The following is a 15,645-nucleotide window of genomic DNA, read 5'->3' on the forward strand; positions in this document are numbered from 1 at the left end:
ACCCACCAGTCCATACGAGGACAGCGGGCGCCGGCACCACAATGGCGCAGTGGATCACAGGTGGAAGTGGGCGCGGATCGCGGCGGGGATCACCGGGCGGGGTCCGCGGGAGCGGCGGCTGCGTGCGGCCGTGGCCGGGAAGACCGTGTTGGTCACCGGCGCGTCCGAGGGGATCGGCGCGGCGGTGGCCCGGCGGCTCGGCGCGGCCGGTGCCACCGTGCTGCTGGTGGCGCGTACCGTCGAGCGGCTGGAGCGGGTGCGCGAGGAGATCGTGGCGGCGGGCGGGCGCGCGTTCGTACACCCGGCCGATCTGTCCTCGCCGGACGCGGCCGCCGCGCTGGCCGCGGATCTGGTGGCGCGGTACCGCCGGATCGACGTCGTGGTGAGCAACGCCGGGCGGTCCATCCGGCGCTCGGTCGCCGACACCGCCGACCGGTTCCACGACGTTCAGCGCACGATGAGCGTGAACTACGCGGGGCCGGTCCAGTTGCTGCTGGTGCTGCTGCCGGCGATGCGCTCGGCCGGCGGCGGGCACGTCGTCAACGTCTCCACGGCCGGGCTGTCCATGAGTACGCCGAACTGGTCGGCGTACCTCGGCTCCAAGGCGGCGTTCGACACGTGGCTGCGCTGCGCCGCCGTCGAGCTGCGGCGCGACCGCGTGACCGTCAGCACGGTGTACCTCAACCTGGTCCGTACCCGGATGAGCGCGCCGACGCCGCACTACCGCCGGGCGCCGGCGATGTCCGCGGCCGAGGCCGGGGACATCGTGTGCCGCTCGGTGGCCAACCGCCGGTCGTGGTGGCCGTGGTGGGCCCGGATCGGCTCGGTCGTGGCGGCGGCGCTGCCCCGCACCGTCGAGCGGGCGCTGGCCGCGGGGGTGCGGATGATCGACGCCGTGGAGCCGCTGCGGGTGCTGGCGGCGACCGGCCTGCTGCGGCCCGGCCGGGTGGTGCGGCTGCTGCGCGCCGGCCGTCGGCGCGGGCGCAGCCTGGACGTGGCCCTAGCCGCCGGGCCGGCCGACGGGCTCGCCCTGGTGGACGCGGACGGGCCGGTCACCTACCCGGAGCTGGACGCGATGGCCGGCGCCTGCGCGGCGGCCGCGGCGGCCGGGCTCGGCGTGCGGGCCGGCGATCGGGTCGGGCTGGCCTGCGCCGGACACCGGGGCTTCGTCGCGGCGGCGGTCGGGCTGGCCCGGCTGGGCGTCGACGTGGTGCTGCTGCCGCCCGACCTGCCCGGCGACCGTGCCGCCGAGGTGCTGCGCCGGGAACGGGCCGTCGCACTGGTGGGCGAGCCGGGCGGGGACGGCGCCGGTCTGCCCTCGATCTCCTGGCGGGAGCTGCTCGCCGGCGCACCCGGCGTCGAACCGCCCCGGCCGTCGCGCCCCGGGAGCATGTCCGTGCTGACCTCCGGCACCACCGGGGTACCGCGCAGCGTGTCCCGCCCGCTGCCGGTACGCATGCTGCTCGGCCCGGCGACCACCCACCTGCGGCTGACGCCGGTGCGCCCCGGCGAGCCCATCGTCCTGGCGACCCCGCCGCACCACGGGTACGGCCTCACCTACCTCTCCGCCGGCCTGGTCCTGGGCGCCCCGGTGATCCTGGTGCCCGGCGGCGACCCGGCCCGGATCCTGAGCGCGGTCGCCGAGCACCGCGCCGGCCTGTTGTTCGCGGTGCCGATCCAGCTCCGCCGGATCTGCGACCTGCCCGATGCGCAGTGGCCGGCGATCGACTCGCTGCGCGGCGTGGTCAGCGGCGCCGCGCCGCTGACCGCCGACCTGTGCGAGCGGCTGCGCGACCGCTTCGGGGACCGGACGTTCAACATGTACGCCACCTCGGAGGCCGGCTGGGCGGCGATGGCCACACCGGCGGACCTGCGAGCGGCGCCCGGCACCGTCGGCCGTGCCCCGCGCGGGGTGCGGGTCCGGGTCGTCGAACCGGACGGCACGCCGCTGCCACCGGGCCGGATCGGGGAGATCCAGGTCCGGGGCTGGCACCCGGACGGGCGGTGGCTCGGAACCGGGGACCTCGGCCACGTCGACCTGGCCGGGCGGCTGTTCGTCGACGGCAGGCTCGACGACATGATCGTCTCGGGCGGCGAGAATGTGTACCCCGGTCCGGTCGCCGAGGTCCTCGTCAGTCACCCCGATGTGGCCGACGCGCTGCTGGAGCCGGTCGCGGACGCCGAGTTCGGCCAGCGGCTGCGCGCCACCGTCGAGGTGCGCCCCGGCCGCTCGCTGACCGCCGCCCGACTGCGGCAGTGGTTGGAACCGCGACTGTCCAAGGCCGAGCTACCGCGCGAGATCACCATCGTCGCCGCCCTGCACCGCACCTCGACCGGGAAGCCGGTACGCCTTCCCGGGTCCGGCGCGAAGTCATAAGCTTCGATCGAAGGCCCGGTACGCGCGCGCAGACGCTGAGGAGGGGTCATGAGGCTCATGGTCAGATTCGTGTTGGCGGTGGTCGTGGCGGTGGGGCTTACCGCACACGCCGGGCCGGCCGCCGCGTCCGGGCATGCCCGGTTCAGCGCGCTGGTCTTCTCGAAGACCGCGGCGTTCCGGCACGACTCGATTCCGGCCGGGATCGCCGCGATCCGGCAGCTCGGCGCCCGGCACCACTTCACGGTCGACGCGACCGAGGACGCCGCGGCGTTCACCCCCGCGAACCTGGCCCGTTACGACGTCGTGGTCTGGCTCAGCACCACCGGTGACGTGCTGGACGGCGCGCAGCAGGCCGCCTTCGAGCGCTACATCCGCGCCGGCGGCGGCTACGTGGGCATCCACGCCGCCTCCGACACCGAGTACGACTGGGCCTGGTACGGCGGGCTCGTCGGCGCGTACTTCCGGGACCACCCGGGTTCGGTCAGCCCCCAGTTCCAGGTCGCCACGGTGAAGGTCCTCGACCGCGGCACCGCCGCGACCCGGCCGCTGCCGCGCCGCTGGCAGCGGGAGGAGGAGTGGTACAACTTCCGCACCAACCCGCGGCACACCGTCCACGTCCTCGCCGAGGTGGACGAGCGGACCTACGACCCGCGCGGATACAGCGAACCCGGCGGCTCGCCCGGGATGGGCCGGCACCACCCGATCTCCTGGTGCCAGCCGTACGACGGCGGCCGCGCGTTCTACACCGCGATGGGGCACAAGGCCGAGTACTACGCCGAGCCGCTGCTGCTCGCGCACCTCCTCGGCGGCATCCGGATGGCGGCCGGCGTGGCACCGTTCCGCTGCGGCCGGGAGGACCGCTAGTTGGTTCGCGGCCCTCGGCGGGCGCGTTCGCGCTGTTCCCGGGTGTAGCGCTTGCGCTCTTCGAGGTCGCGCTTCCACTGCTCGCGGGCGAAGCGGTCGGCGCCGTGAACCGCGTTGCTGGTCTGCGCGGGACCGATCAGGGAGCGGAAGAACCAGTCGTCGAACGTGTCGTGCCACCAGCGTCCGAAGCGCCCGCGTTCCACGCCTCGCTTGTCCTTTGGCATGACGGCCGCCTCCCGGCATAGAATCTTGCTGCACCAATAGTTTGTGCCCCAACTATAGCCGCCCGCCGAAGGAAGTACGCGATGAGTGACACGGCCGACACCGCGAACCCGCTCGCGCTGGAGGAGCAGGTCTGCTTCGCGCTGTCCGTCGCCGCGCGCAGCGTCGTTGCGGTCTACCGCCCACTTCTCGAGCCGATGGGGCTGACCCACCCGCAGTACCTGGTGATGCTGGCGCTCTGGCAGCACGCCCCGCTCTCGGTGCGCCGAATCAGCGAACTGCTCCAGCTCGACCCCGGAACGCTGTCGCCGCTGCTCAAGCGGCTCGAGGCGGTCGGCTACCTGAGACGGGAACGCGACCCGGGCGACGAACGCAGCCTCGCCGTCACGCTCACACCCAGCGGGCAGGCGCTGCGCGAGCGGGCCGAAGCGATCCCGCCGGCGGTGGTGGAACGCCTGGGGCTACCCGTCGAGGACCTTCGCGATCTTCACGCGGCCTTGACGCGGGTGATCGCGAGCGCCCGGTAGCCCCGCCTGGGGCGGGTGTCAGGACTGCCGGACGGTGACGACGAAGCGGTGCACCTCGGTGCGCAGCGTCTCGGCGAGCTCGGACAGGCCGGACGTGGCGCTCTGCCCGCCGCCGTCGACCGCGGCGGTGATGCCGTTGACCAGGTTGTGCATCTCCTGCAGGTTGGCGGTGACCGCTTCGAGGACGTCGACCGCGTCGCCGGCGGCGGACTGCACGGAGGTGACCTGTTCGACGATGTCCTCCGACGCGGTCGCGGTCTCGCCGGCCAGGGTCTTGACCTCGTTGGCCACCACGTTGAAGCCGAGCCCGGCCTCGCCGGCGCGGGCGGCCTCGATGGTGGCGTTCAGTGCCAGCAGCTTGGTCTGCGCCGCGACCCGGGTGATCAGCTGTACGGCGCGGCGGATCTGGTCGGAGGCCTGCTGGAGCGAGCCGACGGTGACCCGGCCGCGTTCGGCGTCGTGTACCGCGCCCATGGCGAACTCCGACAGGCCGTGCGCGGAGGCGCCCATCTCGGTGGCGGCGGTGGCGACCTGTTCGCTGACGGTCAGCACGGCCGACTCGAGTTCGTCGGCGAGCGCGAGGCGCGCGCGGGTGGCGTCGCCGAGGCGCTGCGCGCCGGCGTGCATCCCGTCCACCGCGGTGTTGATGGTGGCGACGCTGTTGGAATACGCGCCGGGCATGCCGCGGGGCAGGAACCGGCGGTGGAAGCGGCCCTCGGCGGAGGCGGCCAGCGCCGCGCCGGACTCCCGCACGAAGGCGTCGGTCACGTCCATCAGGCGGTTGATCTCCCGGCGGGCGGCGGCCGCCTGCGGGGTGTCGCCGAGGTGCGGCACCCGCGCCTCGAGGTCACCGTCGGCGGCCCGCGCCGCGATCTCGGCCAGTACGGCGAGCGCCTGCTGTTCCTGCATCGTGTCGGATCCCTTGCGGCTCATGCCCCGGCCCCCTCGTTGGTGAGTTCCCACACGTACTCGTCGTAGGTCTGGCCACGCTCGGCGAGCATGTCCTGGAGCAGTTGCCACGAGGCGGCCAGGCCGGCCTGCCCGCCGACGCGTTCCTCCTCGGCGCGCAGCCGCGCGTAGAGCGCCGCGGCGGCATCGACCGCGCGTGGCTCCGGCAGCCGCCGGGAGGAGTGGTAGCCCACGATCCGGCCGCCGGCGTCGAAGGACGGCGTGACGTGCGCGAGCACCCAGTAGGCGACGCCGTCGCTGGCGAGGTTCACCACGTACGCGAAGATCTCCTGCCCCGCCGCGAGGGTGTCCCACAGCAGCTTGAAGATCACCTTCGGCATGTCGGGGTGCCGGATGATGTTGTGGGGCTGGCCGATGACGTCGCTCTCGTCGAAGACCGAGACGCGCAGGAACACGTCGTTGGTGTACGTGAGCCGGCCCTTGAGGTCGGTCTTCGTCACGATCAGCTCGTGCTCGCCGAAGGCGCGGGTCTCACCGGTCAACTTCGTTGCGACCGTTCTCATTTACGGCTCCCACATAGTGGTTTCGTTCTTGACAACCTTCCGATCGCACAGGAACCACTCAGCCTGAGGGCATCCCGGTGGCGCGACGGTTGCTAACGTGAAGATCAACTTCGGCCTCGGCAATCAGGAGGGACACCGGGCTACGAGAGGCAACGATGGGTGGACAAACGATCAGCGAGGACGACGTCGCCGTCCTGCTGCGGTCACGGGCTGATCCGGACTGCTTCGCCGAACTGTTCGAACGCTATTTCGCGGGTTTGCACGGGTACGCGTCCCGCCGGCTGGACGGCGCGGGCGGCGACGACGTGGCGGCCGAGACGTTCCTGATCGCGTTCCGGCAGCGGGACCGGTTCGATCCGGCGCGCGGCTCGGTCCGCGCGTGGCTGTACGGCATCGCGACCAACCTCATCCGGTCGCGGCGGCGCGAGGAGGCGCGGGGCTACCTGGCGTACGCACGGGCGGCCGCACACCCGCCCGACGACCCGATGCACGAGGAGCGGACGACCGACCGGGTCGCGGCCGCCGCCGCCCGTACCCGCATCGTCGCGGCCCTCGCCGGCCTGCCCGCGCGGGACCGGGACGCGTTGCTGCTGGTGGTGTGGGGCGAGCTGTCGCACGAGGAGACCGCCGCCGCGCTCGGCGTGCCGGTCGGGACGGTCGGCTCGCGCCTGCACCGGGCCCGCCGCAAGATCCGCGCCGCACTGGACGACGTCGACCCGACCCGCCCCACCGAGAGGACCGCCCGCCATGGATGAGCTCGACCTGCTGGCCACCGCGCGGCCGGCGACGCCGCCGACCGCCGAGACGACGGCGGCCGCCCGCGACCGGCTGTTCGACCTGATGAACGCCGAACGGCCCGCCGAGGCCGTGCCGCGGCGCCGCAACCGGCTGCTCGGCTGGGGCCTGGTCCCGGCGCTGGCCGCCGCCGTCGCGCTGCTCCTGGTGCTGACCGTGTCCTGGGGCGGCCCGGGCGGCCCAGGTGCCCGGGGCGACGTCGACCTCGCGGCCGCGGGGCCGCGCCCGCCGCAGCAGCTGCGGAACCTCCTGCTCGCCGCCGCGGACCGGACGTCGGGCGACGGCCCGGCCGGCGGTCGCTACTGGGTCTCCCGGGTCGAGTCGGGGACCCTGCTCCAGGTCGGCGGCGCCGGCAACCGGTACGCGATCATGGGCCGCACCGAGGAGACCAGCTGGCACCCGGTCCGCCGCGACGACCGCGCCGTGTACCTGCAGCGGTGGGCCGGCGGCGCGCCGGCCGGCGACGCCGACCGGGCCGCCTGGCGGCGGGCCGGCTCGCCGTCGAGCTGGCCGATCGACGAGTCCTGCCCGGCGACCTCCGGCCGCTACACGGCCGGCGCAGGCGCGACCCGCACGGTGGTGGGCAAGCCCGAGGCGAGCACCTTCGCGATCGGCGGGGGCTACCTCACCGCGGCGCAGGTGCGGGACCTTCCGGCGGATCCGGTACGGCTGCAGGCGTGGCTGATCGACTCGCTGCGCCGCGGCAACCCGAACCTGACCGCCGCCGAGCTGTCGAAGGGCGTCTTCGACTCCATGATCAACCTGCTGTACCAGGCGCCCGGCACCTCGGCGGTGCGGGCGGCCGCGTACCGGTTGCTGGCCGAGCTGCCCGGCCTGCGCGATCTCGGCACGGTCACTGACCCGAAGGGCCGGGCCGGCACCGCCGTGACGCTGGTCACGAACGAGGAGACACCGGGCGTACGGCAGGCCGACAGCGGCGGCCCACAGGAGGTACGCCTGATCTTCGACCCGAAGTCGGGACGGCCGCTGGCGTGGGAGACCCGGGTGCTGCGCCCGGCCGACTACCTGGCGTGGGTGCCGGCCGGCGCGCTGTTCGACTACGAGGCCGTCCTGGAGACCAGGTGGACCGACGACCCGCCGCCGAGCACCACCGGTGCCCTGCCGGAGGAGGTGCGGGAGCCGGCCACCTGCTGAGCGGACGCCGCCCGCCGGGCGCTGGAGCTCTCCCTCCCGCGCCCGGCGTGGTGATGTCCCAGGCGTTGGCTCAACTCGCCGACAGCCGCACCGATGCGTACCGGTGGCCGACTGCGGGGAGGGGTGAGGATGCGGCTCGCAATAGTCGCGATGTACACCGGAGCCAGCTTGATCGCTGTGCTGTACGCCGTACTGACGTACCGGCGACGGTTCGATACGCCCCTGGCCCTTCCGCTCAGCCTCGTCATGGGCGGCGCCGGCGCATGGGCGCTTGCCGACGCCGGCGTCCTCGCGGCGCCGACGCCCGGGCTGGCGATCGTCTTCAACTACGCGATCTTCCTCGGCACGGCGACGGTCGTCGTCGGCTTCTTCTGGCACACCACGATCTCCGCTGGGCGCCGGCCGCCGCGGCTCGCGCTCATGCTGATCGAGCCGGTGCTGCTCGTGGCCGTCCTCGCCACCGATCCGTGGCACCACGCCTTCTACCGGCACCTCGACGCCGGCGAGTACGGGTTCGTCCCGCAGCCCGGCCCGCTGTACTGGGCACACACTCTGTACAGCTACAGCATGATGGCGTTCGGCATGGTGCTGGTGATCCGGGCGATGCGCCGGGCGGTCCGCGGTCAGCGCCGGGTGTACCAGTGGTTCCTGGTCGGCGCGCTCGCGCCGACGGTGGGCAACCTGGTGACGGTGTTCCTCGACGTGGACCTGCAGGGTCTCGATCTGGCCCCGGTGCTGTTCCTGCTCTCCGGCGTCGTCTGGTGGTGGACCGAACGTTCCGGCGTGAACTCCGACCCGGTGCCGGTCACCTATGCGCAGGTCATCTCGGCGCTCGGCGACGCCGTCATGGTGCTGGACCCCCACGGCTGGTTCCTCGACGTCAACCCGGCAGCGACCAGACTGCTCGCCGCCGTGAACCCGGCGGCCGGCGCCGCGATCGGCAAGCAGTGGCAGGACGTCGTCGGCCCGCACTTCACCGCCATGGTCGCCGACACCGGCCAGACCACGATCTACGGCCCCGCGGACGACGTGTACGACTTCCGGGCCGTCAAGATTCAGGCGGCCGACGGCGGCAGCGCCGGCACCGTCGTCGTCGCGCGGGACATCACCGAGCTGGAGCGGCTCCGCGCCGAGCTGACCGAGCAGGCCGTGCGCGACAGCCTCACCGGGGTGTACAACCGCCGGCACCTGGCCGCGGTCCTGGACGCGCAGGCCCGCGCCGCCGCCGACGGCCACCCGCTGTCGATCGTGATGATCGACGTGGACCACTTCAAAGCCGTCAACGACCGGTACGGGCACGCGATCGGCGACCAGGTCCTCGCCGACCTGGCCGGGCAGCTGACCGGCTCGGTCCGGGAGTGCGACATGGTGGCCCGCTACGGCGGCGAGGAGTTCGTGGTCGTCCTGCCGGGCGTCGACGCGCGCGCCGCGGCCGAACTCGCCGACCTGTGGCGCCGGCAGTGCGCCGCCCGGGCGGTCGACACGCCGCTCGGCACGCTGCACGTCACGTTCAGCGCCGGCGTGGCGCGGCTGACCCCCGCCTGCGGCCCCGACGGCCTGCTGAGCCTCGCCGACGAGGCGATGTACCGGGCCAAGCGGGCGGGCCGCAACCAGGTCCTGATCGCCGAGCACACGCTGTCCGCCATGCGGTAGATACGCCGATGGCCGGTCCGAATCGGACCGGCCACCGGTGGGTGTGTGTGAAGCCTACGTGCGGTAGGTGGAGACCAGCTGCTGCAGCTGAGTCGCCATCGCCGCCAGGCTGTTCGCCGTCGCCTGCGTCTCCGACGCGCCCGACGCCGCCGAGTCCGCCGCCGACGCCACGCCCGCGATGTTCCCGGCGATCTCCCCGGTGCCCGACGCGGCCTGGGCCACGTTGCGCACCATCTCGCTGGTGGTCGCGGTCTGCTCCTCCACCGCCGCGGCGATCGTCGACGCGTAGTCGTTGATCCGGCCGGTCACCTCCGCGATCTCGCCGATCGCCGTGACGGCCTGCGTCGTCTCCTCCTGGATCGCCGAGATCCGCGACGCGATGTCGCCGGTGGCCCGCGCCGTCTCCTGCGCCAGGTCCTTCACCTCGGTCGCCACCACCGCGAAGCCCTTGCCGTGCTCGCCCGCGCGGGCCGCCTCGATCGTCGCGTTCAGCGCCAGCAGGTTCGTCTGCTCCGCGATCGACGTGATCAGCTGCACCACGCCGGAGATCTGCGCCGACGACTGTCCCAGCTGGATCACGATCTCGTTCGTCCGGTTGGCGGCCGCGGCCGCCTCGGTGGCCACCTTCGCCGCCTCGCCCGCGTTGCCCGCGATCTCACCGATGGACGCCGACATCTGCTCCGCGCCCGCCGCCACCGTCTGCACGTTCCCGGACACCCGGTCCGCGGCCGCCGAGACCGTACCCGCCTGCGCCGACGTCTCCTCCGACGCCGCCGACAGCTGCGTGGACACCGCGGACAACTCCTCCGCGGCCGCCGAGACCTGCGTGGCGTTGTCGGTCACCTCGCGCACCATCGTCGCCGTCGATCCCGTCGACGCGTCCAGCGCCACGGCCAGCTGCGCCACCTCGTCGCGGCCGGTGACCCCGGTCCGCTGGGTGAGATCCCCGCCCTGAACCAGCTTGAGCACGGACACGCACCGCGACAGCGGGCCGGTGATCCCGCGGGCGATCAGCCAGCTGGCGGCGCCGGCCAGCACCATGCCGAGGACGACGAACAGGATCACCATGATCCGGGCGCTGTCGTAGGTGGCGCGTGACTCGTCATTACGGTCACGGGCGGCGGCGGTCTCGGTCGTGATGAGATCCTCCATGCCGCCGTTGAGTGCGGCGAGGACCGGCGCGGCCTCCTTGTCGCGTACCCGGGCGAACTCCTCCCGGTCGTCGCGGTCGGCGGCCGGGGCGAGCTTGGCGTCGCGCAGCTGCCGGATGGCGGCGACGGCCTGCTCGACCTGGTCGACCGACTTCTCCCGGCCGGTCATGTCCGTGGCGGTGTACGCCGCGAACGCCTGGTCGAACGCCGCGTCCTGCGCCTTGCTGTCCTGCAGGAACTCGCGCACCTGCGCGGGGTCGGTCGACACCGCGGCGTTGAGCAGGCTGCTCTTCATGATCTCGGCCGCGTGCTGCGCGCGGGCGAGGTCGGTGATCGGCACCAGCGTCTGGTTGTACATGTAGTCGGACTGGCTCTGCATCGCGCTCATGTTGATCAGCGCGGCGGAGGCCACCCCGGCGGCCGCCACCGCCATCGCGCCGACCGCCATCCCGATCTTGGTGCCGACCTTGCGATCGGTCACCAGCCGCGTCCACCGATGGCCGTCGGCCACGTGCGCCTTGTCCGACTTGCTCATGAACACCCCCGCGTTCGTTGCCCTGTTGTGGCGTGCGCCACGTTGTGACACAGATCGGCCGGGTGGTGGGGGGCGCTGAGCGAAACGTTCGACCAGGCTCAGCCGGTCCGTTCGGCCTTGCGGGCACCGGCGTCGGCGATCGCGGTGAACAGCCCCACCAGCACGCGGTCGTAGACCCGGTCGGGCAGCAGCCAGCGCGCGAGCAGCGCCGCCCGCGCGCCGCGACCGACCGGGTAGCGAGCGCGCGGACGCCGCGCCGTCGCGGCCCGGACGATCGCCCGGGCGACGACCGAAGGGGGTGAAATGCCCCGGGCGTCCGAATTCAGCGACGCCGCGTACCGGCGGGCGTAGCCGGCATACGCGCCGTCGCCGGAGGTGGCGAGCAGTCGCTCGCCGGCCACCCGGGGGAACTCGGTGTCGATGCCGCCGGGCTGGATCATGACGACGTCGATGCCCAGCGGCCTGAGCTCGACGCGCAGGCAGTCGCTGAGGCCCTCCAGCGCGTACTTCGTCGAGTGGTACCACCCACCGAGCGGCTGGTACATCCGCGCGCCGATCGAGGAGACGTTGATGATGCGCCCGGCGCCGCGCGCCCTCAGCTGGGGCAGCACGAGCTGGCACAGCCGGGCCGCGCCGAAGACGTTGACCTCGAACTGCCGCCGCGCCTCGTCCAGCGGCACGTCCTCGAGCGCGCCGAAGGAGCCGTATCCGGCGTTGTTCACCAGGACATCGATGCGGCCCGACCCGGTGACCACCCGATCGACCAGGGCGACCAGGTCGGCCTCGTCGGTGACGTCGGCCCTGACGGTGTCGATGCCGAGTGCGGCGAGCGGGGCCATCCGGTCCAGCCGGCGGGCGACCGCGTAGACGCGGAAGCCCCGCTCGTGCAGCAGGCGGCTGGTGGCCGCGCCGATCCCCGCGGACGCACCGGTCACGATCGCGACCCTGCTCATGGGAGCCGAGGGTAACGGTGTCCACAACAGACGACGATGGTCTGATAGATTCGCGTCGCTTTCCACGATCCCGAGTGCTCGAAAGAGTGAAGCCTGTGATCCCCGCGGCCTCCAGCGGCCTCCGCCGCTGACGCTTGCCTCGCTTCGCCTTTCTTCGAGCCCTCGAAAGGGTCGTTCATCATGGATCTGCGCATTCAGCGCGCCGTCGTGGCCAACCTCCGCACCCGCCCGAACGCCGTCGAGTCCGGCCCGTTCGTGCTCGGTCTCGACCACGGAACCGACAGCCCGCACATCAACTACGCGACGCCGGTACCCGGCACAGAGATCACCGCGGCCGACGTCGGCGAGCTGGTCGCGGCGTTCGGCGGCCGGCCGCCGCGGCTGGAGTACGTCACCAGCTGCGCGACGGGGCTCGAGGAGCTGCTGCTCGGCGCCGGATTCGCCGTGGAGGCCCGCAACGAGTACCTCGTCTGCACGCCGGAGACGCTCGCCGCGCAGTCCGTTCCGGCGGGCTTCGAGCTGTTCGAACCCGAGATCGACGCGGAGATCGCCGGGGTGATCACCGTCCAGAACGCGGCGTTCGGCTCGCCCGGCGACGCCGGCGCCGCGGACATCGACCGGCAGCGCGGCGTCGCCCGGCGCGGCGCGGTGTTCGTCGGCGCCCGCACCGCCGACGGCCGGTACGCGGGCGGCGGCGGCACGGTCGTGCCCAGCGACGGGATCTGCGAGGTCGGCGGCATCGCGGTCGGCGCGGCCCACCGCAACCGGGGCCTGGGCGGGGCGATCACCGCCGGGATCGCCGGCCGGCTTTTCGGGGCCGGCGTCGAGGTGGCCTGGCTGGAGGCCGGCGGCGACGACTCGTGGCGGGTGTACGAGCGGGTCGGCTTCCGCCCCTCCGGTCAGCGCCTCTACATGGCCCGACAGAAGTGACGGACGGTGCTTACCGAGCCTCCCGATGCGATCGGTGAAAGGCTTTGCTAAATCATTTTTGCAAACGCCGGACGGGGTCGGCTATCCGTGGTTCCATTGCCGGGAGTTAACGCTCCGTAGCGAGGGAGTGACATGAATACGGCAGCGCGAATGACGGCGGTTGGCGTAGGCCTGCTCACCGGTGCGTCGCTCGGGATGGGACCCGCTCAAGCAGCGCCTCCCACCGAGTCCGCCGCAACGAGCAGCTCGACCGGCCTACAGAACCGAAACCACGACGACGAGATCGTCGGCTACTACCGCAACTTCTGGAGATGCGACCGGGCAGGCCGCTTCGGCGAGCGGCGCGGCGCCTGGGACGACTACTACTGCGAGCGGACGCGGTGGGGCTACCACCGCGGCCACTGGGCGCTGGTCGTCGAGGACAGCTACTGGGACGACGACTGGGGCTCGGGCCAGTGGCCGGACCACTGGCCGAACCGGCCGCACTGGAACGGCGGCGGCGGTCACTGGAACGGCGGCGGTGGCGATCACTGGAACGGCGGCGGCGGTGGCGATCACTGGAACGGCGGCGGGGGCGGTGGTTACCAGGTAGCGAAGTGATCTGTTGCGGGCCGTACCCCTGACGGGGTGCGACCCGCAGCCTTCTGTCAGCGCTTGGACACCGCGGGCAGGTGCGCGGCGACCGCGATCAGCCAGGCCACCTCGGTGCCGGCGTCACCGGCGTCCGCGGCCCTGGCCGACGGCAGGTCGACGACCTCCGTCCGGACGTCGCCGGCCGCGCTCGACCGGACCGCCGCCACCGCCTCGGTCACGACCCGGGCCTCGACCGCCGCCTCCAGGCGTTCCCCGGTGAGGCCCCGCCGGCCAGCGACGGCGCGCGCCTCGTCGGCGACCCGGCGGTTCGTGCACGGGCGCAGTTCCGCGTACCCGTCGAGGATCTCCGTGGTCATCCTGATGAGCCGCATCCGCGCGCCCGGCAGGGCGACCGGCCGGCCACCCGGTGCCGGCCAGTCGCCGAGGGTGACCTGCGGCGCCGCCGCGGCCACCAGCGCCCACAGCGGCCGCAGCCGGCGGCACGCCCGCCGTGCCTGCACGTGCTCGGCGAGCTGGTCCAGCCGCAGCCACCGGCCCCAGGCCAGGATCATCACGCCGACCACCATCGCCAGGACGGCGACCGCGTACGTGAGGAACGTGAGCCGGTAGAGCACCGGGGAGGTCGCGGGCTGGTCGCGTACCGCCAGGTTGGTGAGCTTGAGCCCGACGTTGGCGAAGTTGAGGAAGCAGCCGGCGGCGATCATTCGCAGGGCCAGCCGCACCGTGTGGCGCCGGGCCACCCTTGCGTACCGCGCGCACAGCCGGCCGACCTGGGGCAGCAGCCACAGCATGTAGCCCAGGTAGACGACCAGGTACGGCACCGGCGGCGGATGCACCGAGGCGTAGTACTCCCCGCTGAGGACGAAGGGGTCGTCGGTCCGGTACGGCGCCGGCGCCGGCGCGTACGACCCGATCAGCGCCGCCGCGCACGCCGCCATGATCAGGTATTGGGCGCGGACCCGGCGGCGGGTCGCCGGGCCCGGATGCAGGGTGTGCAGCAGGAACGCGTGGCCGGTGGCGACGATGGCCAGGGCCAGCACGTTGCCAACGAGCCGGCAGACGTCGAGAAGCCCGAGCAGCTGGTCCACGCGGGCGCTGACCGGTTGCAGGGACACCGCGACGGCGCCCATGGCCAGCGTCACCCCGAGCAGCCGGCGCAGCCGGTCCTGGCGGTGGTGGACGAGATCCCACAGCTTGCCGGCGGCCAGGCCGAGGCTGATCAGGGCCGTCGCGGCACCGGCGGCGAGCAGGATGTCATCCACTCTCGTCCGTGCTCTCCAGCAGCCCGGTCAGCCGTCGCAGCGCCGCCTCGTCGCCGTCGGTGGCCCGGGCCGGTGGCCAGGACCAGTCGGTGATGCGCTGGGCGACGAGGGTTCCGAAGATCTCCGCCCGGCGCTCGGGCAGCTCCTCGTATGAGCTGCGGGCGCGGTGCGCGGCGGCCGACAGGGCCGCCGGGTCCAGATGCGCCGGATCGTCCGGGCCGAGGTCGGGATGGGCGACGTCATCGAACAGCATGTGGCCGTACTCGTGCCCGACGATCACGTGCCGCCGTACCGGCGAGGCGGCCGCCGGGAAGAAGACGTAGTCCGCGTCGCGGCCGGCGATCCACAGCCCGTGCGGGCCGCCCGCGGGCAAGGGCTGGGCGAGCACGTGCACCGGACGTCCCCGGTACGCCTGGATCGCCTCGTGCAGCCGGTCGGCGCTGAACCGGCCGCGCAACCCCAGCGTGTCCAGGCCGCCGCGGGCCTGCTCGACCAGCTCGGCGAGGTCGCCCGGCCGGCGCCGGCGCCCGATCGCCGGCCTCGCCATCCACCTCGGCACTCGCATCACCGGCCCTGCCTCACCGCATCACCGTAGCCGACCGTCCCCTGTGGATGTGCGCAGGCGGCGGCGTGTCCGACGGGTCAGCCGTCGGGCTGCTGGTGCCGCCGGCGCGCCGCCTGCTCCAGCAGCACCACCTGCTCGACCATGGCGGCGACCGCCGCCTTCCCGGCGGCGGACATCTCGGCCTCGCCCATCCGCATCGCGACGGCCTGGATCGCCGGATCGCCGAGCGCGCGGGCGAGCCGCCGGTCGGCCTCGTCGTCGTCCTGGGTGAAGTAGGTCAGGCTGACGCCGAAGAGGGTGGCGAACGCCTGCATCTCGGATCGCCGTGGGTCGGCCTCGCCGCGGCGCAGCTTGCCGACGTGCGTGTGGGAGACCGGGCAGCCCAGCTCCGCCAGCGCGGCGGCCGCGGCCCGCGTGCTGTACGGCCGTCCCTCGTCGGTGACGACCGTCCGGAACAGCTCGTCCAGCCGATCGGCGAAGTTGCGGCGCGCGTGCATGTCGCCAGTCACCGTACGAATCCCCCCTTCCCATGTCAATGCGAGATTACATCCTACGACCCGCTGGAATCGACTGTTGACACGCGTCGATGT

The 15,645-nt window shown here is 73.2% G+C and carries 16 protein-coding genes; 8 read left to right on the forward strand and 8 right to left on the reverse strand.

Going from position 1 to position 15,645, the window contains the following annotated elements; genetic code table 11:
* Window positions 1–49: 49 nt before the first annotated feature.
* Complete coding sequence (locus ACIBSW_RS18290; RefSeq protein WP_354723472.1) at window positions 50–2,377, forward strand: SDR family NAD(P)-dependent oxidoreductase; 2,328 nt, start codon at window positions 50–52, stop codon at window positions 2,375–2,377.
* Between the two features lie 48 nt (window positions 2,378–2,425).
* Window positions 2,426–3,241 carry a ThuA domain-containing protein gene (locus tag ACIBSW_RS18295; RefSeq protein WP_354723474.1) on the forward strand — a complete coding sequence of 272 codons (816 nt, stop codon included), beginning with the start codon at window positions 2,426–2,428 and terminating at the stop codon, window positions 3,239–3,241.
* On the opposite strand, the gene ACIBSW_RS18300 is transcribed toward ACIBSW_RS18295, so the two are convergent.
* A complete protein-coding gene (locus ACIBSW_RS18300; protein ID WP_354723476.1) occupies window positions 3,238–3,465 on the reverse strand; it encodes a hypothetical protein in 228 nt (75 codons plus the stop codon). The genes ACIBSW_RS18295 and ACIBSW_RS18300 overlap by 4 nt on opposite strands.
* Window positions 3,466–3,546: 81 nt before the next feature.
* Here ACIBSW_RS18300 and ACIBSW_RS18305 point away from each other — a divergent pair, with 81 nt between their 5' ends.
* Window positions 3,547–3,990, forward strand: a complete 444-nt coding sequence (locus tag ACIBSW_RS18305) for a MarR family transcriptional regulator (protein ID WP_354723478.1) — start codon at window positions 3,547–3,549, stop codon at window positions 3,988–3,990.
* A gap of 18 nt (window positions 3,991–4,008) precedes the next feature.
* On the opposite strand, the gene ACIBSW_RS18310 is transcribed toward ACIBSW_RS18305, so the two are convergent.
* The gene (locus tag ACIBSW_RS18310) at window positions 4,009–4,923 is read right to left on the reverse strand and encodes a methyl-accepting chemotaxis protein (protein WP_354723480.1); all 915 of its coding nucleotides are present in this window, start codon (window positions 4,921–4,923) and stop codon (window positions 4,009–4,011) included.
* Window positions 4,920–5,462 (reverse strand): PAS domain-containing protein, encoded by a 543-nt coding sequence (locus tag ACIBSW_RS18315; RefSeq protein ID WP_354723481.1) that lies wholly within the window; start codon window positions 5,460–5,462, stop codon window positions 4,920–4,922. Before ACIBSW_RS18315 ends, ACIBSW_RS18310 begins: the two co-directional genes overlap by 4 nt.
* A 155-nt stretch (window positions 5,463–5,617) precedes the next feature.
* Between ACIBSW_RS18315 and ACIBSW_RS18320 the strand changes: the two genes are divergently transcribed.
* From ACIBSW_RS18320 to ACIBSW_RS18330, 3 genes are all read left to right on the forward strand, one after another.
* Window positions 5,618–6,217 (forward strand): RNA polymerase sigma factor, encoded by a 600-nt coding sequence (locus ACIBSW_RS18320; protein ID WP_354723483.1) that lies wholly within the window; start codon window positions 5,618–5,620, stop codon window positions 6,215–6,217.
* Complete coding sequence (locus ACIBSW_RS18325) at window positions 6,210–7,412, forward strand: CU044_5270 family protein (protein WP_354723485.1); 1,203 nt, start codon at window positions 6,210–6,212, stop codon at window positions 7,410–7,412. Before ACIBSW_RS18320 ends, ACIBSW_RS18325 begins: the two co-directional genes overlap by 8 nt.
* A gap of 168 nt (window positions 7,413–7,580) precedes the next feature.
* Entirely contained in the window at window positions 7,581–9,065 is a 1,485-nt protein-coding gene (locus ACIBSW_RS18330) for a diguanylate cyclase (protein WP_354723487.1), read from the forward strand.
* Window positions 9,066–9,119: 54 nt separating this feature from the next.
* Here the strand turns inward: ACIBSW_RS18330 and ACIBSW_RS18335 are convergent, their stop codons facing one another.
* Together ACIBSW_RS18335 and ACIBSW_RS18340 are read right to left on the reverse strand one after the other, a co-directional pair.
* Window positions 9,120–10,751: a methyl-accepting chemotaxis protein gene (locus tag ACIBSW_RS18335; protein WP_354723489.1), complete on the reverse strand. Its 1,632-nt coding sequence runs from the start codon at window positions 10,749–10,751 to the stop codon at window positions 9,120–9,122.
* A gap of 98 nt (window positions 10,752–10,849) precedes the next feature.
* Window positions 10,850–11,704 carry an oxidoreductase gene (locus ACIBSW_RS18340; RefSeq protein ID WP_354723491.1) on the reverse strand — a complete coding sequence of 285 codons (855 nt, stop codon included), beginning with the start codon at window positions 11,702–11,704 and terminating at the stop codon, window positions 10,850–10,852.
* 180 nt (window positions 11,705–11,884) lie between these two features.
* Here ACIBSW_RS18340 and ACIBSW_RS18345 point away from each other — a divergent pair, with 180 nt between their 5' ends.
* Together ACIBSW_RS18345 and ACIBSW_RS18350 are read left to right on the forward strand one after the other, a co-directional pair.
* Window positions 11,885–12,634, forward strand: coding sequence for a GNAT family N-acetyltransferase (locus tag ACIBSW_RS18345; RefSeq protein ID WP_354723493.1), 750 nt, complete (start codon window positions 11,885–11,887; stop codon window positions 12,632–12,634).
* A gap of 150 nt (window positions 12,635–12,784) precedes the next feature.
* Entirely contained in the window at window positions 12,785–13,234 is a 450-nt protein-coding gene (locus tag ACIBSW_RS18350; protein WP_354723495.1) for a hypothetical protein, read from the forward strand.
* Between the two features lie 47 nt (window positions 13,235–13,281).
* Here the strand turns inward: ACIBSW_RS18350 and ACIBSW_RS18355 are convergent, their stop codons facing one another.
* The 3 genes from ACIBSW_RS18355 to ACIBSW_RS18365 form a co-directional block, all read right to left on the reverse strand.
* The gene (locus ACIBSW_RS18355; RefSeq protein ID WP_354723497.1) at window positions 13,282–14,490 is read right to left on the reverse strand and encodes an MAB_1171c family putative transporter; all 1,209 of its coding nucleotides are present in this window, start codon (window positions 14,488–14,490) and stop codon (window positions 13,282–13,284) included.
* Window positions 14,483–15,037 carry a hypothetical protein gene (locus ACIBSW_RS18360; RefSeq protein ID WP_354723499.1) on the reverse strand — a complete coding sequence of 185 codons (555 nt, stop codon included), beginning with the start codon at window positions 15,035–15,037 and terminating at the stop codon, window positions 14,483–14,485. Before ACIBSW_RS18360 ends, ACIBSW_RS18355 begins: the two co-directional genes overlap by 8 nt.
* Before the next feature lie 95 nt (window positions 15,038–15,132).
* Window positions 15,133–15,564 (reverse strand): hypothetical protein, encoded by a 432-nt coding sequence (locus tag ACIBSW_RS18365; RefSeq protein WP_354723501.1) that lies wholly within the window; start codon window positions 15,562–15,564, stop codon window positions 15,133–15,135.
* Between the last annotated feature and the right edge of the window lie 81 nt (window positions 15,565–15,645).

This window comes from Actinoplanes sp. NPDC049668 (assembly GCF_044465445.1).
In the GTDB taxonomy this organism is placed as follows: domain Bacteria; phylum Actinomycetota; class Actinomycetes; order Mycobacteriales; family Micromonosporaceae; genus Actinoplanes.